Origin of the sequence: Serratia sp. G204Y (genome assembly GCF_051172435.1) — a bacterium.
Classification (GTDB): Bacteria; Pseudomonadota; Gammaproteobacteria; order Enterobacterales; family Enterobacteriaceae; genus Serratia; species Serratia sarumanii.
This window is the reverse complement of record NZ_JBPIZA010000005.1, coordinates 85,446-105,278: the sequence shown is the minus strand read 5'-3', so window position 1 is coordinate 105,278 and position 19,833 is coordinate 85,446. Positions and strand designations below refer to the sequence as shown.

Genomic DNA, 19,833 nt, shown 5'->3' with positions numbered 1-19,833 from the left:
GCCTGGGGAGGTTCACGATATGTTGTACGATAAATCCCAAGAGAGGGACAACTGTGGTTTCGGCCTGATCGCCCACATAGAAGGCGAACCTAGCCACAAGGTGGTGCGCACCGCCATTCACGCGCTGGCCCGCATGCAGCACCGCGGCGCGATCCTGGCCGACGGCAAGACCGGCGACGGCTGCGGCCTATTGCTGCAAAAACCCGATCGCTTCTTCCGCATGGTGGCGGAAGAGCGCGGCTGGCGTTTGGCCAAGAACTACGCCGTCGGCATGATGTTCCTCAGCCAGAATGAAGAGGAAGCGCGCCTCAGCCGCCGCATCGTGGAAGAAGAGCTGCAAAATGAAACGCTGTCGATCGTCGGCTGGCGCGAAGTGCCGACCAACCCGGACGTGCTGGGTGAAATCGCCCTCTCCTCCCTGCCGCGCATCGAGCAAATCTTCGTTAACGCCCCGGCCGGCTGGCGCCCGCGCGATATGGAGCGCCGCCTGTTCGTGGCGCGCCGCCGCATCGAGAAACGCGTGCAGGACAACAGCTTCTACGTCTGCAGCTTCTCCAATCTGGTGACGATCTATAAAGGCCTGTGCATGCCTGCGGATCTGCCGCGCTTCTATCTCGATCTGGCGGACCTGCGCCTGGAATCGGCCATTTGCCTGTTCCACCAGCGCTTCTCCACCAACACTGTGCCGCGCTGGCCGCTGGCGCAGCCGTTCCGCTACCTGGCGCACAACGGCGAAATCAACACCATCACCGGCAACCGCCAATGGGCGCGTGCCCGTACCTACAAATTCCAAACGCCGCTGATCCCGGATCTGCAGGCCGCCGCGCCGTTCGTCAACGAAACCGGCTCCGACTCCAGCTCGCTGGACAACATGCTGGAGCTGCTGCTGGCGGGCGGGATGGATCTCATCCGCGCCATGCGCCTGCTGGTGCCGCCGGCCTGGCAGAACAACCCGGACATGGACGGCGATCTGCGCGCCTTCTTCGACTTCAACTCGATGCACATGGAGCCGTGGGACGGCCCGGCCGGCATCGTGATGTCCGACGGCCGCTACGCCGCCTGTAACCTCGATCGCAACGGCCTGCGCCCGGCGCGCTATGTGATCACCAAAGACAAGCTGATCACCTGCGCCTCCGAAGTCGGCATCTGGGATTACCAGCCGGATGAAGTGGTGGAAAAAGGCCGCGTCGGCCCCGGCGAGCTGATGGTGATCGACACCCGCAGCGGCCGCATCCTGCACTCGGCGGAAACCGACAACGATCTGAAAAGCCGCCACCCGTATAAAGAGTGGATGGAGAAAAACGTCAAACGTCTGGTGCCGTTCGAAGATCTGCCGGACGATCAGGTCGGCAGCCGCGAACTCGACGACGCGCAGCTCGAAACCTACCAGAAACAGTTCGGCTACAGCAGCGAAGAGCTGGATCAGGTGATCCGCGTGCTGGGCGAGATCGGCCAGGAAGCCACCGGTTCGATGGGCGACGATACCCCGTTCGCCGTGCTCTCCAGCCGGCCGCGCATCGTTTACGACTATTTCCGCCAGCAGTTCGCGCAGGTCACCAACCCGCCGATCGATCCGCTGCGCGAAGCGCACGTCATGTCGCTGGCCACCAGCATCGGCCGTGAAATGAACGTGTTCTGCGAAGCCGAAGGCCAGGCGCACCGCCTGAGCTTCAAATCGCCGATCCTGCTGTACTCCGATTTCAAACAGCTCACCACGCTGGAAGGCGAATACTATCGCGCCGAGACGCTCGATCTGACCTTCGATCCGCAGCAACAGGATCTGGAGCAGACCATTCGCGCCCTGTGCGACGAAGCGGAACGCAAGGTGCGCGAAGGCGCGGTGCTGTTGGTGCTGTCCGACCGCGCCATCGCGCCCGGCCGCCTGCCGGTCCCGGCCCCGATGGCCGTTGGCGCCGTGCAAACCCGCCTGGTGGAGAAAAGCCTGCGCTGCGACGCCAACCTGATCGTTGAAACCGCCAGCGCCCGCGATCCGCACCACTTCGCCGTGCTGCTCGGCTTCGGCGCGACCGCCATCTACCCGTACCTGGCCTATGAAACCCTGGCCAAGCTGGTGGACAGCCAGGCGATCGACAAGAAATACCGCGACGTGATGCTGAACTACCGCAACGGCATCAATAAAGGCCTGTACAAGATCATGTCCAAAATGGGCATCTCGACCATCGCCTCTTACCGCTGCTCCAAGCTGTTCGAAGCGGTCGGCCTGCATCGCGATCTGGCGGATCTGTGCTTCCAGGGCGTGGTCAGCCGCATCGGCGGCGCCAGCTTCAGCGACTTCCAGCAGGATCTGCAGAACCTTTCCAAGCGCGCCTGGCTGAAACGCAAACCGCTGGAGCAAGGCGGTCTGCTGAAATTCGTGCACGGCGGCGAATACCACGCCTACAACCCGGACGTGGTGAACTCGCTGCAAAAAGCGGTGCACAGCGGGGAATATAGCGACTATCAGGCCTACGCCAAGCTGGTGAACGAGCGGCCGGTCGCCATGCTGCGCGATCTGCTGGCCATCACGCCGAAAGGCGAACCGATCCCGGTCGATCAGGTTGAACCGGCGGAGTCGCTGTTCAAACGCTTCGACACCGCGGCGATGTCGATCGGCGCACTGAGCCCGGAAGCGCACGAGTCGCTGGCGATCGCCATGAACGGCCTCGGCGGCTTCTCCAACTCCGGCGAAGGCGGCGAAGATCCGGCGCGCTACCGCACCAACAAGTTGTCGCGCATCAAACAGGTGGCCTCCGGCCGCTTCGGCGTGACGCCGGCCTACCTGGTGAACGCCGACGTGATCCAGATTAAGGTGGCGCAGGGCGCCAAGCCGGGCGAAGGCGGCCAGCTGCCGGGCGACAAGGTGACTCCGTACATCGCCAGACTGCGTTACTCGGTGCCGGGCGTAACGCTGATCTCCCCGCCGCCGCACCACGACATCTACTCGATCGAAGATCTGGCGCAGCTGATCTTCGACCTGAAGCAGGTCAACCCGAAGGCGGTGATCTCGGTGAAACTGGTGTCCGAGCCGGGCGTCGGCACCATCGCCACCGGCGTGGCGAAAGCCTATGCCGATCTCATCACCATCGCCGGTTACGACGGCGGCACCGGCGCCAGCCCGCTGTCCTCGGTGAAATACGCCGGCTGTCCGTGGGAGCTGGGCCTGGTGGAAACCCAGCAGGCGCTGGTGGCCAACGGCCTGCGCCACAAGATCCGCCTGCAGGTGGACGGCGGCCTGAAAACCGGCGTCGACATCGTCAAGGCGGCGATCCTGGGCGCGGAAAGCTTCGGCTTCGGCACCGGGCCGATGGTGGCGCTGGGCTGCAAATACCTGCGCATCTGCCACCTCAACAACTGCGCGACCGGCGTCGCGACTCAGGACGACAAGCTGCGCCGCGATCACTACCACGGCCTGCCGGAACGCGTGACGAATTACTTCCAGTTTATCGCGCGTGAAACCCGCGAGATCATGGCACAGCTGGGCGTGAGCCAGCTGGTGGATCTGATCGGCCGCACCGAGTTCCTGACCGAGCTGGACGGCATCTCCGCCAAGCAGAACAAGCTGGATCTGTCGCCGCTGCTGAAAACCGCCACGCCGCATCCGGGCAAAGCGGTGTACTGCACCGAAAGCAGCAACCCGGCGTTCGACAAGGGCCTGCTGAACAAAGAGCTGCTGGCGCAGGCGCAGCCGCATATCGAAGCGAAGCAGGGTAAAACCTTCTACTTCGACATTCGCAACACCGACCGCTCCGTGGGCGCCATGCTGTCCGGCGCAATCGCCGACGTGCACGGCGATCAGGGCATGGCGGCCGATCCGATCAAGGCGCACTTCTCCGGCACCGCCGGGCAGAGCTTCGGCGTCTGGAACGCCGGCGGCGTCGAGCTGACCCTGACCGGCGACGCCAACGACTATGTCGGCAAAGGCATGGCCGGCGGCAGCATCGCGGTGCGTCCGCCGATCGGCTCCGCCTTCCGCAGCCATGAAGCCAGCATCGTCGGCAACACCTGCCTGTACGGCGCCACCGGCGGCAAACTGTTCGCCGCCGGCCGCGCGGGCGAACGCTTCGCGGTGCGCAACTCCGGCGCCATCACCGTGGTGGAAGGCATCGGCGACAACGGCTGCGAATACATGACCGGCGGCATCGTCTGCGTGCTGGGTAAAACCGGCATCAACTTCGGCGCCGGCATGACCGGCGGCTTCGCCTACGTGCTGGACGAAGACGGCGAGTTCCGCAAGCGCGTGAACCCGGAGCTGGTGGAAGTGCTGGATGTCGATCAGTTGGCGATCCATGAGGAGCACCTGCGCGGCCTGATCACCGAACACGTGCAGGCGACCGGCTCTTCCCGCGCGGAAGAGATCCTGGCCAACTGGCCGGAATGGGCGCCGAAGTTCGCCCTGGTCAAACCGAAGTCCAGCGATGTCAAAGCGCTGTTGGGTCACCGTAGCCGTTCCGCAGCCGAGCTGCGGGTGCAGGCGCAGTAAGAGGTAGGTCATTAATGAGCCAGAACGTTTATCAATTTATCGACCTGCAGCGTGTTGATCCGCCAAAGAAACCGCTGAAGATCCGCAAAATCGAGTTCGTCGAGATCTACGAACCGTTTTCGGAAACCCAGGCCAAGGCCCAGGCTGACCGCTGTCTGTCCTGCGGCAACCCGTATTGCGAGTGGAAGTGCCCGGTGCACAACTACATCCCGAACTGGCTGAAGCTGGCCAACGAAGGCCGCATCATGGAAGCGGCGGACCTGGCGCATCAGACCAACAGCCTGCCGGAAGTGTGCGGCCGCGTGTGCCCGCAGGATCGCCTGTGCGAAGGCTCCTGCACCCTGAACGACGAGTTCGGCGCGGTCACCATCGGTAATATCGAGCGCTACATCAGCGATAAGGCCATCGAAATGGGCTGGAAGCCGGACATGTCACACGTGCAGCCGACCGGCAAGCGCGTGGCGATCGTCGGCGCTGGCCCCGCCGGGCTGGCCTGCGCCGACGTGCTGACCCGCAACGGCGTCAAGGCGGTGGTGTATGACCGTCATCCTGAGATCGGCGGCCTGCTGACCTTCGGTATCCCGGCCTTCAAGCTGGAAAAGGAAGTGATGGTCAAACGCCGCGGCATTTTCAGCGAGATGGGCATCGAGTTCCAGCTGAACACCGAAGTGGGCAAAGACGTCAGCATGGAGACCTTGCTGAGCGAGTACGATGCGGTATTCCTCGGCGTCGGCACCTATCAGTCGATGCGCGGCGGCCTGGAGAACGAGGAAGCGCAGGGCGTGTACGACGCGCTGCCGTTCCTGATCGCCAACACCAAGCAGCTGATGGGGTATGAAGCCGATCAGCACGAGCCTTACGTCAGCATGGAAGGCAAGCGGGTGGTGGTGCTGGGCGGCGGCGATACCGCCATGGACTGCGTGCGCACCTCGGTGCGCCAGGGCGCGACGCAGGTCATCTGCGCCTACCGCCGCGACGAAGCCAACATGCCTGGCTCCAAGCGCGAAGTGAAGAACGCCCGGGAAGAAGGGGTGGACTTCCAGTTCAACCTGCAGCCGCTGAGCATCGAACTGAACAGCGCCGGCCGCGTGGCCGGGGTGAAAATGGTGCGTACCCAGCTGGGCGCGCCGGATGCCAACGGCCGTCAGGCGGCGGAGCAGGTACCGGGTTCCGAACACGTGATCGACGCGGACGCGGTGGTGATGGCGTTCGGCTTCCGCCCGCACCGCATGGACTGGCTGGCGGCGCACGACGTGCAGCTCGATAAACAGGGCCGCATCCTGGCGCCGGAGGGCAGCGACAACGCGTTCCAGACCAGCAACCCGAAAATTTTCGCCGGCGGCGACGCGGTGCGCGGCTCCGACCTGGTGGTGACAGCGATTGCCGAAGGCCGCAAAGCGGCAGATGGCATCATGAACTACCTGGAAGTGTAAACCTTCCGTACCATCGGAGGCCCGGCATATTGCCGGGCCTCCGTTTTTAGCCTGCCACGCTTTGTCACCCCTCCCCCTCTCCTCACCGTCTCAACGCGCTATAGTATTGAGTTGGCACCATTGCGGGGCGCGGCTGCGCCTGACACCGAGATAAGGATAGCGAACATGAAATGCTCCATTTCCCTGTTGGCCGGCGCGCTGCTGGCCGTCAGTTTCAGCGCTTCAGCCATGGCGCTGGATTCGCAGGAGGTTGGTTACAATATCGAAGCGCGCGGCGCGCGGCCGGTCGTGGCTCAGTTAGGCAAGGCCGGGCAGTTCAACGCCGTGGAAAACAGCATCCGGCTGGGGGACGACAATTGGATTGCCCTGGCGCCCAAGCTGGCCGGCGGCGGCAATGCCGGCTTTACCGCCGGCATCAAATCGGCCCTCTCCGCCGCCCTGATCTACAATCCGGCGGCGGTGTTGCAGGCGCTCAACAAAGGCAACGATCTGCCGCTCAATGACATTTGCACCGCGCCGCCGGAAGTGCAAGGCGACACCGCCGTCACCAGTTTCCGCCAGCGCGCAACCCGCGCCTTGTCCACCGTGCGCGTAGGCGATCTCAGCGCGCCGCGCGATGCCTGCATTGCCGCCTTGAAAGGCTGATTCATTTCTGCCGGGCAAAAAAAAAGCACCCCATAGGGTGCTTTTTCGTTTGTTCGCGCGGGCTTATTTCACCACGCGCAGCGCCGGGCGGCCACCGCGCGGCGGCTGCGGCGGTTCGTCGTCCGGGCCGTTGTCTTCCGCGGTGTCCGGGCGATCGCCGTCGATCACGGACATCAGCGTTTCCGAAGGGATCGTCTCATTGTCCAGGCCTTCGAACACGCCTTCGCTCTCGTCGTAGGCGGCTTCCGGTTCGAACATCGTGCCGGCACCGTTTTCACGCGCATAGATCGCCAACACGGCGGCCATCGGCACCGAAACCTGACGCGGCACGCCGCCGAAGCGCGCGTTGAACTGCACGTCTTCGTTACCCAACGCCAGGTTGCCTACCGCCCGCGGCGCGATATTCAGCACGATCTGGCCGTCACGCGCGAACTCCATCGGCACCTGCACGTCCGGGCGAGTCACGTCGACCACCAGGTGCGGCGTCAGCTGGTTATCCAGCAGCCAGTCGTAGAACGCCCGCAGCAGATACGGGCGACGCGGCGTCATCTGAGACATGTCCATCGCGCTTAGCCCCGGGTCTGCAGGCGCATTTCACGCTCGGCTTCGGTCAGGGAAGCCAGGAAGGCGTCGCGTTCGAAGACGCGGGTCATGTAGCCTTTCAGCTCTTTGGAGCCGGCACCGCTCAATTCGATGCCCAGCTGCGGCAGACGCCACAACAGCGGCGCCAGGTAGCAATCCACCAGGCTGAACTCTTCGCTCATGAAATACGGCGTCTGACCGAAGATCGGCGCGATCGCCAGCAGCTCTTCGCGCAGTTGGCGACGGGCGGATTCCGCTTCCTGGCCGCTGCTCTTCTCGATCTTGTCCATCAGCGAGTACCAGTTCTTCTCGATGCGCAGCATCATCAGACGGCTCTCGCCACGGGCAACCGGGTAAACCGGCATCAGCGGCGGGTGCGGGAAACGCTCATCCAGGTATTCCATGATGATGCGGGATTCATACAGGGTCAGTTCGCGATCGACCAGCGTAGGCACCGTCTGGTAAGGGTTGAGGTCAATCAGATCTTGCGGCAGGTTATCCATTTCGACCTGCTCGATCTCGACGCTGACACCTTTCTCCGCCAGTACGATGCGTACTTGATGGCTAAAAATGTCGGTCGGGCCAGAGAACAGCGTCATTACCGAACGTTTGTTGGCAGCGACAGCCATGAAAACCTCCAAGTTATCTAGAAAATACTGCGAATAGCCAACTGACAGGCTGCTATCCTGAATAATCTTGCCGCAGGCCGGCAGCACGCAGCGCGACCCGAGCCCATGAAAAACCGGCTCAGGGGGTCAACTGCACGGCGAACAGGCACAAAAGTGGGTGATAGTTTACCAGATTTTGCTTGTCTTGTGGGGGCGGTGCGGCGAATTCATGTTGAATTGTCTGATATGCCACAGATTTTAGTCGGGGATGGCGGATTTCAGGCATAAAAAAACCCGGTGAAGCACCGGGTTTTTTGCGTAAATCGCACTGCCGAAGCAGCGAAAATTAACGCTTGGAGAACTGCGGACGACGACGTGCTTTACGCAGACCGACTTTCTTACGTTCAACCTGACGAGCGTCACGGGTGACGAAGCCAGCTTTACGCAGTTCAGAACGCAGAGTCTCATCGTATTCCATCAGTGCACGGGTGATACCGTGACGGATAGCGCCAGCTTGACCGGAGATACCACCACCTTTAACGGTGATGTACAGATCCAGTTTGCCAACCATGTCGACCAGTTCCAGCGGCTGACGAACTACCATGCGGGCAGTTTCGCGACCGAAGTACTGTTCCAGGCTGCGCTGGTTGATAACGATGTTACCGTTGCCCGGCTTGATGAAGACGCGAGCGGCGGAGCTTTTGCGGCGACCAGTGCCGTAGTATTGATTTTCAGCCATTGCCATTAATCCCGATTAAATGTCCAGAACTTGCGGTTGCTGTGCCGCGTGATTGTGCTCGGTGCCCGCGTAAACTTTCAGTTTACGGAACATAGCACGACCCAGCGGGCCCTTTGGCAGCATGCCTTTAACCGCGATTTCAATCACGCGCTCAGGACGGCGGGCAATCATCTCTTCAAAGGTCGCTTGCTTGATACCACCGATGTGGCCGGTGTGGTGGTAGTACACTTTGTCTGTACGCTTGTTGCCGGTTACAGCAACTTTGTCAGCGTTCAGAACGATGATGTAATCACCGGTATCCACGTGCGGGGTGTATTCCGCTTTATGCTTGCCGCGCAGGCGACGAGCCAGTTCAGTAGCGAGACGGCCTAAAGTTTTACCATCTGCATCAACAACGTACCAGTCGCGTTTTACGGTTTCTGGTTTAGCTGTAAAAGTTTTCATTAGAAAGCTTACCCAATAATTAGTTACACGTTGGTGAACACCCAAACGCTCGAAAACAGTTGAGGCTCACACGACCATACAAGTCCAGCAAACCTACCCCTTCGAATAGCCATTGCCGGCACTATAAAGTTTTTGGGAAAAAAAACTTTGTTGTAACGTGGGGTCGCAAGATTATAGAGAAGTCGCTCACAAAGATCGAACGGTTTTTGAATGGAAAATAAATTTATCGCCGGCGGCAGGCAACCGGCGATAGGCCCGGCGGACTCAGGGCAGATGCGGCAGCTTGAGGTACTCTTCGCTCTGCATTTCCTGCAGGCGCGACAGGCAGCGCTGGTACTCGAACTTAAGCCGTTCCCCCTGGTAGATCTCGAACATCGACGCCTCGGCGCCGATCACCAGCTTGACGTGCCGCTCGTAGAATTCGTCCACCAGCGCCAGGAAACGGCGCGCGGTATTCTCTTTCAGCGGCCCCATCACCTGCACATTATACAGGATCACGCTGTGATACAGCCGCGACAGCGCAATGTAATCCAGCTGGCTGCGCGCCTCTTCGCACAGCGTGTGGAAATCCACCGCCAGCACGCCGTCCACCGAACGAATGGCCTGCAGAGGCCGATGGTTGATCTGCAGCACCGGCGCCTCCTCCCCCGCCTTGCCCGCCAGTTTGACGAACATCCGATCCAGGGTCGCGCGCGTCTGGTCGTTCAGCGGCATCAGATAGAGGTGAGCCTGGGTCAGGGTGCGCAGACGATAGTCGATGCCGGCGTCGACGTTCATCACGTCGCAGAACTCGTTGATCAGATCGATAGCCGGCAGGAAACGCGCCCGCTGCAGGCCATTGCGATACAGATCGTCCGGCGGGATGTTCGACGTGGCCACCAGCGTGATGCCGCGGGCGAACAGCGCCTGCAGCAGCGTGGCCAGCAACATGGCGTCGGTGATGTCAGACACGAAGAATTCGTCGAAGCACAATACGTCGGTTTCGGCCTTGAAGCCGTCGGCGACGATGTCCAGTGGGTTTTCCCGCCCTTGCAGTTCGGTCAGCTCTTCATGCACCCGCAGCATGAAGCGGTGGAAGTGCAGACGCATTTTGCGATCGCCCGGCAGGCTGTGGAAGAACATGTCCATCAACCAGGTTTTGCCGCGCCCGACGCCACCCCACATATACAGCCCCTGCACCGGGCGCTGCGGCGCCGTTTCGCCGCCTTTGCCCAGCAAACGGCTGAGCTTGCCGCGCAGCCCGCCGGCCGGCGCGCTCGCCGCCGGTTTTTGCAGCAAGGCCTGATAAATGCGATCCAGTTGAGTGACGGCCCGGCGTTGAACCTCATCGGCCTGATATTCCCCCGCCTCCAGCGCCTGCTGGTAGCGAGATAACGGTGATAGTGCCTGCATCTGTTCGATGTTCCCTAAGAACGCTTAGAAATTATTTAGCCAACGTTGGCGGCAAGTTGATGCCGATTCGCACCGTTATCGCCACAAATGCCCGCTGCGGGCGCCGCTGAAAACCCTGTAAACACTGGGTGGAAGCGCATCAGGATTCCACTCTGACAAGGTTAACGGTTATAGTGGATATTATTAAGTGAAAAATCCCTGCGGAACAACGAAGTCAAAATAGGAGTCATCATGACCTGGGAGTATGCGCTGATTGGTTTGGTCGTCGGTATCGTGATTGGTGCGGTGGCGATGCGTTTTGGCAACCGTAAATTACGTCAACAACAAGTCCTGCAGAACGAGCTGGACAAGAGCAAAACCGAGCTGGAAGAGTACCGTCAGGAGCTGGTCGGCCACTTTGCCCGCAGCGCCGAGCTGCTGGACAACATGGCGCGCGATTATCGTCAGCTGTATCAGCACATGGCGAAAAGCTCCAACAACCTGCTGCCGGATCTGCCGATGCAGGAGAACCCGTTCCGCTATCGCCTGACCGAAGCGGAAGCGGACAACGATCAGGCGCCGGTGGAAATGCCGCGCGACTATTCTGAAGGGGCCTCCGGCCTGCTGCGCGGCCAAAGCGCGCGCCGCGACTGATACCCCTTCTTCACCCGCGGGGCCACCCGCGGGTTTAACCCCGTTTGTGCCTTATTGACCTTCCTTCGCATTACCTTTACTGAACTTTGCACGCAAATTCACGGTCTTACCCTTCACTATGACAAGGTGATTGCCTTATCATCAAATTTTCATCGGCAGGTATTGAGAGAGTTATCATCAATGAAGAAAAAGTCGTTAATTCTTAGTGCATTGGCAATGAGCCTCGGCCTGGCGCTCAGCGCCGCACCGGTGGCCAACGCGGCCCTGCCCGTCGCCGTTCAGGGGCAGCCGCTGCCGAGCCTGGCGCCGATGCTGGAAAAAGTCTTGCCCGCCGTCGTGAGCGTGCATGTCGCCGGCACCCAGGTGCAGCGTCAACAGCTGCCGGAAGAGTTCAGACGCTTCTTCGGCCCCAATTTCCCCGGTCAGCAGCAGAGCTCTCGCCCGTTTGAAGGGCTGGGCTCCGGCGTCATCATCGACGCTGCCAAAGGCTACGTGCTGACCAACAACCACGTCATCAACAACGCCGATAAAATCCGCGTGCAGTTGAACGACGGCCGTGAACTGGACGCCAAACTGGTCGGCCGTGATGAGCAATCCGACATCGCCCTGCTGCAGCTCAGCGACACCAAAAACCTGACCGCCATCAAGATGGCCGATTCCGATCAGCTGCGCGTCGGCGACTTCGCCGTGGCGGTCGGCAACCCGTTTGGCCTGGGCCAAACCGCCACCTCCGGCATCATCTCGGCCTTGGGCCGCACCGGCCTGAATCTGGAAGGGCTGGAAAACTTCATTCAGACCGACGCCTCGATCAACCGCGGCAACTCCGGCGGCGCGTTGGTTAACCTGAACGGCGAGCTAATCGGCATCAATACCGCCATTCTGGCGCCGAGCGGCGGCAACGTCGGCATCGGCTTCGCCATTCCGAGCAATATGGCGCAGAACCTGAGCCAGCAGCTGATCGAATTCGGCGAAGTGAAACGCGGCCTGCTCGGCATCAAGGGCAGTGAAATGACCCCGGACATGGCCAAAGCCTTCAACACCGACGCGCAGCGCGGCGCCTTCGTCAGCGAAGTGCTGCCGAAATCCGCCGCCGCCAAGGCCGGCATCAAAGCCGGGGATATTCTGGTTTCCGTCGACGGCAAGCCGGTGAACAGCTTCGCCGAACTGCGCGCCAAGGTCGGCACCACCGCGCCGGGCAAAACCCTCAAGGTGGGCCTGCTGCGCGACGGCAAACCGCAGGAAGTCTCGGTCACGCTGGACAACAGCGAGAGCGCCTCGACCAATGCCGAAACGCTGTCGCCGGCGCTGCAGGGGGTTTCCCTCAGCAACGGCGCGCTGCCGAGCGGCGACAAGGGCGTGAAGGTGGAGAACGTGGATAAAGGCTCGACGGCGGCGCAAATCGGCCTGCAAAAAGGCGACGTGATCATCGGCGTCAACCGCCAGCGCGTGGACAGCATCACCGCGCTGCGCAAGGTGTTGGAAGCCAAACCGCCGGTGATGGCGCTCAATATCGTGCGCGGTAACGAAACCATTTATCTGCTGCTGCGTTAATTTGTGCAAAAACCGGGCTCGGTGACATACTGCGCCCGGTTAACTCATGCTATCCTCCGAACATCGTTCACCACACCACGAAAACTCCATGTTTGCTAAGCTCTTGCGTTCTGTCGTTATCGGTCTCATCGTTGCCGGCCTGCTGTTGGCCGCTCTGCCCGTGCTGCGCTCTTCCAACGGCCTGTTTGCAGAGAAAACCGAGAATACCAGCGACGAAACGCCGGTGAGCTACAACAAAGCGGTGCGCCGCGCCGCGCCCGCCGTGGTGAACATCTACAACCGCAACCTGAACGGCGCCGCCAACGTGCTGTCGCTCGGTTCCGGCGTGATCATGAACGAACGCGGCTATATCATCACCAACCGCCACGTGATCAAAGACGCTCAGCAGATCACCGTGGTGTTGCAGGATGGCCGCCGCTACGAAGCGCTGCTGGTCGGCTCCGACGGCCTGACCGATTTGGCGGTGCTGAAGATCGATCCCGGCAACCTGCCGGTGATCCCGACCAATAAAAATCGCGTTGCCCACGTCGGCGACGTGGTGCTGGCAATCGGCAACCCGTACAACCTGGGGCAGACCGTGACTCAGGGCATCCTCAGCGCCACCGGGCGCATCAGTATGAGCACCACCGGCCGGCAGACATTCCTGCAGACCGATGCCTCAATCAACCGCGGCAACTCCGGCGGCGCGCTGGTCAATTCGCTGGGCGAGCTGATCGGCATCAATACCCTGACCTATGACAAAATCACCGACGGCGAAACGCCGGAGGGCCTCGGCTTCGCCATTCCGATCGAACTGGCCACCAAAATCATGGACAAGCTGATCCGCGACGGCCGCGTTATCCGCGGCTATTTCGGCATTCAGGGTAAGGAGATCATTCCGCTGCGTTCCTCCAATTCCGGCATCGATCGCCTGCAGGGCATCATCGTGACCGAAATCACGCCGAACGGCCCGGCGAGCAGCGCCGGTTTCCAGATCAACGACATCATCATCAACGTGGATAACAAACCGGCGGTGTCCGTGCTGGAGACCATGGATCAGGTGGCGGAGATCAGGCCGGGCACCGAGATACCGGTTATCGTGCTGCGCGACGGCAAACGCATTACGTTGAAAATGACGGTGGGCGAATTCCCGGAAGACAACAATTAAAAAAGGGCCGGCATTGATAGCCGGCCCTTTGATTTTCATCCTGCCGACGCAGCCGCGCCGGCGCTAATGACTTACTCGCCTTTCACGCGCTCGATGTTCGCACCCAGCGCGCGCAGCTTGTCTTCAATACGCTCATAGCCGCGATCGATGTGGTAGATGCGATCGACGACGGTCACGCCGTCGGCGATGCAGCCGGCGATCACCAGGCTGGCGGAAGCGCGCAGATCGGTCGCCATCACCTGAGCGCCGGACAGCTGCTCAACGCCGTGGCAGATCACGGTGTTGCTCTCGATTTCCGCGTGCGCGCCCATGCGGATCAGTTCCGGCACGTGCATGAAGCGGTTTTCGAAGATGGTCTCGGTGATGACGCCGGTGCCTTCCGCCACCAGGTTCAGCAGACTGAACTGGGCCTGCATGTCGGTCGGGAAGCCCGGGTGCGGCGCGGTGCGCACGGTGACCGCTTTCGGGCGTTTGCCGTGCATGTCCAGGCTGATCCAGTCCTCGCCCACTTCGATATCGGCACCGGCTTCGCGCAGCTTGGCCAGCACCGCGTCCAGCGTGTCCGGACGAGTGTTGCGGCACATCACTTTGCCGCCGGAAACCGCGGCGGCGATCAGGAAGGTGCCGGTCTCGATGCGGTCAGGCAGCACTCGGTACACGCCGCCGCCCAGACGCTCGACGCCCTCGATGGTGATCTTGTCGCTGCCGGCGCCGCTGATCTTCGCGCCCAGCGTATTGAGGAAGTTGGCGGTATCGACAATTTCCGGCTCACGCGCGGCGTTCTCGATAACGGTGGTGCCGGTCGCCAGGGTCGCGGCGCTCATGATGGTCACGGTCGCGCCCACGCTCACCTTGTCCATGACGATGTGTGCGCCCTTCAGGCGGCCCTCGACGGACGCCTTGACGTAGCCTTCTTCCAGCTTGATCTCGGCACCCAGCTGCTCGAGGCCGGTGATGTGCAGATCGACCGGACGCGCGCCGATCGCACAGCCGCCCGGCAGGGAAACCTGACCGCGGCCGAAACGCGCCACCAGCGGCCCCAGCGCCCAGATGGAAGCACGCATGGTTTTCACCAGATCGTAAGGGGCGCAGAACTCGTTCACGCCGCTGGCGTCCACGAAGACCGAACCGTTGCGCTCAATCTTGGTACCCAACTGATTGAGTAGTTTAATGGTGGTGTCGATGTCCTTCAGCTTGGGGACATTCTGCAGCTCGACCGGCTCTTCCGCCAACAGGGCGGCGAACAGGATCGGCAGGGCGGCGTTTTTGGCCCCGGAAATAGACACTTCACCGCTCAGGCGGGTCCGACCCTGCACACGAAATTTATCCATCTGACTACTCTCTGTTATCTAATCTGAAGCTGCCCGCCCGGCAGGGCAAACAGCCTTAAAATCCGTTGAGTTTGCGGTCTCGCTGCCACTCTTCAGGGGTGTACGCCTTGATAGACAAGGCATGAATGCGGTTGTCCGCAATGTATTCCATCAGCGGTGCGTAAACCGTCTGCTGTTTTTTGACGCGGCTCATGCCGGCGAACAATTCGCCGACCACGATCGCCTGAAAATGGCTGCCGTCGCCCGTCACATGTACTTCATCCAGTGCCAATGCCTGCATCAGCACGTCTTTAATCTCGTTGGTTTCCATAGTATCCAGTTCTGCCGCTAAAGGATCATAAACAGCCTAGTATCTTAGTGGAATACGATGTTTTCTTAAACTAAAGAAAAAGCCCCTGCATAACAGGGGCTTTGTATCGTTTTACCACGCAAGGGCGGCGTAAAACGCCGCTAACCGGCGGTATCGACAGGCATTATCGCCTGCAGGTTGTAGAGCGCAATCAGCGTTTTCAGGCGCTCGGTGGCGCCGAAAATTTTCAGCGCGACGCCGCGCTCGCGCTGCTCTTCCTGCAGATGCAGCAACAGTGCCAGCCCGGCGGAGTCTACGCGCTGCAGTTGCGCCACGTCGATCGCGGTTTTATCCGCCATCAGCGCGTCGCGCTGCCGCCACAGCGGCTGCAGCGTTTCCCGGTCCAGTTCACCGCGCAGGATCAGCGTCTGCTGCTCTGATTCGAAGCTGAGCGCTGCCGACATCAGTTTTTCTTGTCCAGCGTGATAGGCTGCGCGGCGGCGGCCTGCAGCTGTTTGGTCAGGCCGTCGATGCCCTGAGTACGCAGCGTGGACGCCCACTCGTTCTGCTTGGTGGTGATCATGCTGACGCCTTCGGCGATCATGTCATAGGCCTGCCAGTAGCCGGTTTTGCTGTTCTTGCGCCATTGGAAATCCAGACGCACCGGCGGGCGGCCGCCGTTGTCGATGATGGTGACGCGAATGGCCACGATGTCGGCATTGCCCAGCGGCTGTTCAGGCGCGATCTGGTAAGTCTGGCCGTGATACATCGCCAGCGCCTGGCCGTAAGCCTGCTCCAGGTAAGCCTGGAAGGCGGTGAAGTAAGCTTCGCGCTGTGCAGGCGTCGCCTCTTTATAGTAACGGCCCAGCACCAGCGCGCCGGCGTATTTCACCTGCACGAACGGCATCAGTTCCTGATGCACGATGGAGCGCAGGTAGTTCGGGTCCTGCTTGATCTTCGGCTGTTCATTCTTCAAACGGCTGAAGGTCTTCTGCGCCGCTTCTTGCATCATGCTGTAAGGATTGGTTTGGTCGGCTGCGCTCGCCAGCGGTGCAACCACCAGCAGAGCCACCATCAGTAAACGTTTAAACATGCAGGTATCCCCTCTTAATGATTTGGAACAGCGGGTTGCGGTGCGGCACCGGCAGCCGGCTCAGCGGCCGCGTCTCCCGGTTTGGCGCTGTCCTGACCGCCGCTTTTATACAGGAACTGGCCGATCAGGTCTTCCAGAACCATGGCTGATTTGGTGTCCTGAATGGTGCCGCCGTCTTTCAGGATGGCGGTGCCCATATCAGGATCTTCGAAGCCCACGTTAAGCGCCAGATATTGCTCGCCCAGCAGGCCGGAGGTGCGGATCGCCAGCGAGCTGGTATCCGGGATTTGGTCGTACTTTTTCTGGATATCCAGCGCCACGCGCGGCGTGTAGGTTTTCGAATCGAGTTCGATGTCCGCCACGCGGCCGATCACCACGCCGCCAATCTTCACCGGCGAACGCGGTTTAAGGCCGCCGATGTTGTCGAACGTCGCGTAAATGCGGTAGGTCGGCTCGCTGCCGATCGATTTAAGGTTCGCCACCTGCAGGCAGATAAACACGATGGCGCACAGCGCGATCAGCATAAATGCCCCAACCCAGATTTCACTCTTCTTCGTTTGCATCGAATCAATTCCCAAACATCAGTGCTGTCAGCACGAAATCCAATCCCAACACCGCCAGTGACGAATGCACCACGGTACGCGTCGTCGCCCGGCTAATCCCTTCAGAGGTAGGCACGGCGTCGTACCCGTTGAAAATGGCAATCCAGGTTACGGTAATGGCGAATACCACGCTTTTGATCAGGCAGTTGAGCAGATCTTTTTTCCACTCTACGGCGCCCTGCATCGCCGACCAGAAGAAGCCGCTGTCGATGCCCTTCCAGTCCACGCCGACCACCGAGCCGCCCCAGATGCCGATCGCCACGAAAATGATGGTCAACAGCGGCATGCTGATCAGCCCCGCCCAGAAGCGCGGCGCCACGATGCGCCGCAGCGGATCGACCGCCATCATCTCCAGGCTGGAGATCTGCTCCGTCGCCTTCATCAGGCCGATTTCCGCCGTCAGCGCGGAACCGGCGCGGCCGGCGAACAGCAGCGCCGTCACCACCGGCCCCAGCTCGCGCAGCAGCGACAGCGCTACCATCATGCCGAGGCTGGCCTCGGCGCTGTAGGTGGTGAGCACGATATAGCCCTGCAGGCCCAGCACCATGCCGATGAACAGCCCGGAGACCATGATGATCAACAGCGACTGCACGCCGACGCTGTAGAGCTGTTTCAACAACAGCGGCCACTGCTTGCCGGGTTCCGGCCGGCCAATCAACGCGTTGAACAGCATCAACCCGGCGCGGCCGAAGCTGGCGCTGGTGTTGATGCCACTGCGCCCCAACGACGCTAACGCTCTTAATAACATGAGCTTATTTACTCCCTAAGCCTAGCAGTTCGGTCTGATAATCCCCGGCCGGATAGCGGAACGGCACCGGCCCATCCGCTATACCATCCAGAAACTGGCGCACGCGCGCATCAGGATTGTTCTGCAATTGCTGCGTGGTGCCTTCGGCGATCACCCGGTGATCGGCCACGATATAGGCGTAGTCGGCGATGCTGAGCACCTCCGGCACGTCGTGCGACACCACGATGCAGGTAATGCCCAGCGCATGGTTCAGCTCATCGATCAGCTTGACCAGCACCCCCATGGTGATCGGATCCTGGCCGACGAAAGGTTCGTCGAACATGATCATCTCAGGGTCCAGCGCGATCGCGCGCGCCAACGCCGCCCGGCGCGCCATGCCGCCGGAAAGCTCATTGGGCATCAGCTGGGCCGCGCCGCGCAGCCCCACCGCTTCCAGCTTCATCAGCACCGTGCTGCGCAGAAGGGGTTCAGGCAGGTTGCTGTGCTCGCGCAGCGGGTAGGCCACGTTTTCGAACACGGTCAAATCGGTGAACAGCGCGCCCGACTGGAACAGCATGCTCATCTTTTTGCGCGCGTCGTATAACTGACGGCGGGACAACGCGGGAATGTTGTCGCCGTCGAACCAAATCTCCCCGCTGTCCGGCGCCAGCTGGCCGCCTATCAGGCGCAGCAGCGTGGTTTTGCCGATGCCCGATGGCCCCATGATCGCCGTGACCTTACCGCGAGGCACCGTCAGGTTGATGTCTTCAAATATCCGTCGGTCGCCGCGCGAGAAGCTCATGTCGCGCACTTCGACCAAATTATCTGCCTTTTGGAGCATGTTAATGGACCCTTTACGACTCATCTTTTGCTGAATCTACCCGTGATGTTAAAGCAATGGGCGCAATCCGTCTCATCTTTACAAAAACTTACTGCCATTTCGCAACCAATGGTGCCATTGGTTTTACTTTTCCGCGCCACCCGGTCAAAATTGGCGCCATAACGAAAAAAAACGAAACTGTTCAACTATTAGCCGGGAAAAACCGTTGCTGCGGCTCATGCGCGCGCAACGGAGGGCAAGCAATACCGCCGCATTGACGGCTTTAACCAACGAACCGGGATAATACCCGACAAAGGACCCTGCATGTTTCTCGCGATAGCATTATTAATCGTTGGTTTATTTCTACTGGTGTATGGTGCAGACCGCTTAGTTTATGGTGCTGCCGTGATTTCCCGCTCGCTCGGCGTCCCGCCGTTGATCATCGGCATGACCATCGTCGGCATCGGCACTTCACTGCCGGAGCTGATCGTGTCCACCACCGCCGCGCTGAACGGGCAGATAGATATGGCCGTTGGCAACGTATTAGGTTCCAACATCACCAACATCTTATTGATCCTGGGTGTGGCGGCGCTGATTCACCCGCTGGCCGCGCGTTCCGAGATACTGCGGCGCGAACTGCCGTTGATGTTAGCGGTCACAGTATTGTGCGGTTTTGTGTTGATGGACGGCACCCTGAGCAGGCTGGACGGCGTGCTGCTGCTGGCCGCCGCCGCCGGCTTCATCCTGCTGATGCTGAAAATCGCCCGGCTGGCGCAGCGCGAAGGCAGCGACAGCCTGACCATGGAGCAGATCGCCGAGCTGCCGCAGGACAGCAGCAACACCGTGGCGGTGCTGTGGCTGGTGCTGGCGTTTATCATTCTGCCGCTCTCTTCCAGAATGGTGGTCGATAACGCGACGGTGATTGCGCACTATTTCGGCCTGAGCGAACTGGTGGTCGGCTTGACCATTATTGCCATCGGCACCAGCCTGCCCGAATTGGCTACCTCCATCGCCGGGGCGCTGAAGGGCGAGGATGATATGGCGATTGGAAATATCATCGGCTCCAATATTTTCAACACGGTGATCGTGCTGGGCGTCCCCGCCCTGCTGTCGCCGGGCAGCGTAGACGCCGCCGCCTTCCAGCGCGATTACTGGGTGATGCTGGCGGCCAGCGTGCTGCTGAGCGTACTGTGCATCGGCCGCAAGCATCGCATCGGTCACCTGGCGGGCGCTCTGTTATTATGTGGCTTTATTGCGTATCTTGCGGTGCTGTTCTTTAACCCTTTCAGTACTTTCGGCTAAACCGACGGGAATGAG

At 60.8% G+C, this 19,833-nt stretch carries 19 protein-coding genes; 7 read left to right on the top strand and 12 right to left on the bottom strand.

Features of this window, described 5'->3' with window-relative positions; translation table 11 throughout:
- Nucleotides 1–19 precede the first annotated feature (19 nt).
- From gltB to ACSBQQ_RS20130, 3 genes are all read left to right on the top strand, one after another.
- The gene (gene gltB / locus ACSBQQ_RS20140; protein WP_060428855.1) at nt 20–4,480 is read left to right on the top strand and encodes a glutamate synthase large subunit; all 4,461 of its coding nucleotides are present in this window, start codon (nt 20–22) and stop codon (nt 4,478–4,480) included.
- A 14-nt stretch (nt 4,481–4,494) separates the two neighbouring features.
- Nucleotides 4,495–5,913 carry a glutamate synthase small subunit gene (locus tag ACSBQQ_RS20135; protein WP_033649001.1) on the top strand — a complete coding sequence of 473 codons (1,419 nt, stop codon included), beginning with the start codon at nt 4,495–4,497 and terminating at the stop codon, nt 5,911–5,913.
- A gap of 165 nt (nt 5,914–6,078) precedes the next feature.
- Nucleotides 6,079–6,558, top strand: a complete 480-nt coding sequence (locus ACSBQQ_RS20130; protein WP_033649000.1) for a hypothetical protein — start codon at nt 6,079–6,081, stop codon at nt 6,556–6,558.
- A gap of 63 nt (nt 6,559–6,621) precedes the next feature.
- On the opposite strand, the gene sspB is transcribed toward ACSBQQ_RS20130, so the two are convergent.
- The 5 genes from sspB to zapE form a co-directional block, all read right to left on the bottom strand.
- Entirely contained in the window at nt 6,622–7,122 is a 501-nt protein-coding gene (sspB, locus tag ACSBQQ_RS20125; protein ID WP_004937084.1) for a ClpXP protease specificity-enhancing factor, read from the bottom strand.
- A gap of 5 nt (nt 7,123–7,127) precedes the next feature.
- Nucleotides 7,128–7,769 (bottom strand): stringent starvation protein SspA, encoded by a 642-nt coding sequence (gene sspA / locus ACSBQQ_RS20120; RefSeq protein WP_025304366.1) that lies wholly within the window; start codon nt 7,767–7,769, stop codon nt 7,128–7,130.
- A gap of 325 nt (nt 7,770–8,094) precedes the next feature.
- Entirely contained in the window at nt 8,095–8,487 is a 393-nt protein-coding gene (gene rpsI, locus ACSBQQ_RS20115; RefSeq protein WP_004937080.1) for a 30S ribosomal protein S9, read from the bottom strand.
- Between the two features lie 15 nt (nt 8,488–8,502).
- Entirely contained in the window at nt 8,503–8,931 is a 429-nt protein-coding gene (gene rplM, locus ACSBQQ_RS20110) for a 50S ribosomal protein L13 (RefSeq protein WP_004937079.1), read from the bottom strand.
- Between the two features lie 264 nt (nt 8,932–9,195).
- A complete protein-coding gene (zapE, locus tag ACSBQQ_RS20105; RefSeq protein ID WP_060428853.1) occupies nt 9,196–10,323 on the bottom strand; it encodes a cell division protein ZapE in 1,128 nt (375 codons plus the stop codon).
- Between the two features lie 231 nt (nt 10,324–10,554).
- Between zapE and zapG the strand changes: the two genes are divergently transcribed.
- From zapG to degS, 3 genes are all read left to right on the top strand, one after another.
- Nucleotides 10,555–10,956, top strand: coding sequence for a Z-ring associated protein ZapG (gene zapG / locus ACSBQQ_RS20100; protein WP_004937074.1), 402 nt, complete (start codon nt 10,555–10,557; stop codon nt 10,954–10,956).
- A gap of 180 nt (nt 10,957–11,136) precedes the next feature.
- The gene (gene degQ / locus ACSBQQ_RS20095; protein ID WP_033636125.1) at nt 11,137–12,507 is read left to right on the top strand and encodes a serine endoprotease DegQ; all 1,371 of its coding nucleotides are present in this window, start codon (nt 11,137–11,139) and stop codon (nt 12,505–12,507) included.
- Nucleotides 12,508–12,595: 88 nt separating this feature from the next.
- Entirely contained in the window at nt 12,596–13,654 is a 1,059-nt protein-coding gene (gene degS / locus ACSBQQ_RS20090) for an outer membrane-stress sensor serine endopeptidase DegS (RefSeq protein ID WP_033636127.1), read from the top strand.
- Between the two features lie 71 nt (nt 13,655–13,725).
- On the opposite strand, the gene murA is transcribed toward degS, so the two are convergent.
- The 7 genes from murA to mlaF all read right to left on the bottom strand — a co-directional run bounded on the left by murA (nt 13,726) and on the right by mlaF (nt 18,537).
- Nucleotides 13,726–14,985 carry a UDP-N-acetylglucosamine 1-carboxyvinyltransferase gene (gene murA, locus ACSBQQ_RS20085; RefSeq protein ID WP_004937068.1) on the bottom strand — a complete coding sequence of 420 codons (1,260 nt, stop codon included), beginning with the start codon at nt 14,983–14,985 and terminating at the stop codon, nt 13,726–13,728.
- 55 nt (nt 14,986–15,040) lie between these two features.
- On the bottom strand, nt 15,041–15,295 hold the full coding sequence (gene ibaG, locus ACSBQQ_RS20080) for a BolA family iron metabolism protein IbaG (protein WP_004937066.1): 255 nt from the start codon (nt 15,293–15,295) through the stop codon (nt 15,041–15,043).
- Nucleotides 15,296–15,435: 140 nt separating this feature from the next.
- On the bottom strand, nt 15,436–15,738 hold the full coding sequence (gene mlaB, locus ACSBQQ_RS20075; protein ID WP_016930202.1) for a lipid asymmetry maintenance protein MlaB: 303 nt from the start codon (nt 15,736–15,738) through the stop codon (nt 15,436–15,438).
- On the bottom strand, nt 15,738–16,367 hold the full coding sequence (gene mlaC / locus ACSBQQ_RS20070; protein WP_033636128.1) for a phospholipid-binding protein MlaC: 630 nt from the start codon (nt 16,365–16,367) through the stop codon (nt 15,738–15,740). Before mlaC ends, mlaB begins: the two co-directional genes overlap by 1 nt.
- A 14-nt stretch (nt 16,368–16,381) precedes the next feature.
- The gene (gene mlaD / locus ACSBQQ_RS20065; RefSeq protein ID WP_033636129.1) at nt 16,382–16,930 is read right to left on the bottom strand and encodes an outer membrane lipid asymmetry maintenance protein MlaD; all 549 of its coding nucleotides are present in this window, start codon (nt 16,928–16,930) and stop codon (nt 16,382–16,384) included.
- A 4-nt stretch (nt 16,931–16,934) separates the two neighbouring features.
- Nucleotides 16,935–17,717 carry a lipid asymmetry maintenance ABC transporter permease subunit MlaE gene (mlaE, locus tag ACSBQQ_RS20060; protein ID WP_004937059.1) on the bottom strand — a complete coding sequence of 261 codons (783 nt, stop codon included), beginning with the start codon at nt 17,715–17,717 and terminating at the stop codon, nt 16,935–16,937.
- 4 nt (nt 17,718–17,721) lie between these two features.
- Entirely contained in the window at nt 17,722–18,537 is an 816-nt protein-coding gene (gene mlaF / locus ACSBQQ_RS20055; RefSeq protein WP_028127533.1) for a phospholipid ABC transporter ATP-binding protein MlaF, read from the bottom strand.
- Between the two features lie 303 nt (nt 18,538–18,840).
- On the opposite strand from mlaF, the gene ACSBQQ_RS20050 reads away from it, so the two are divergent.
- On the top strand, nt 18,841–19,818 hold the full coding sequence (locus tag ACSBQQ_RS20050; RefSeq protein ID WP_025160120.1) for a calcium/sodium antiporter: 978 nt from the start codon (nt 18,841–18,843) through the stop codon (nt 19,816–19,818).
- Nucleotides 19,819–19,833: the final 15 nt, after the last annotated feature.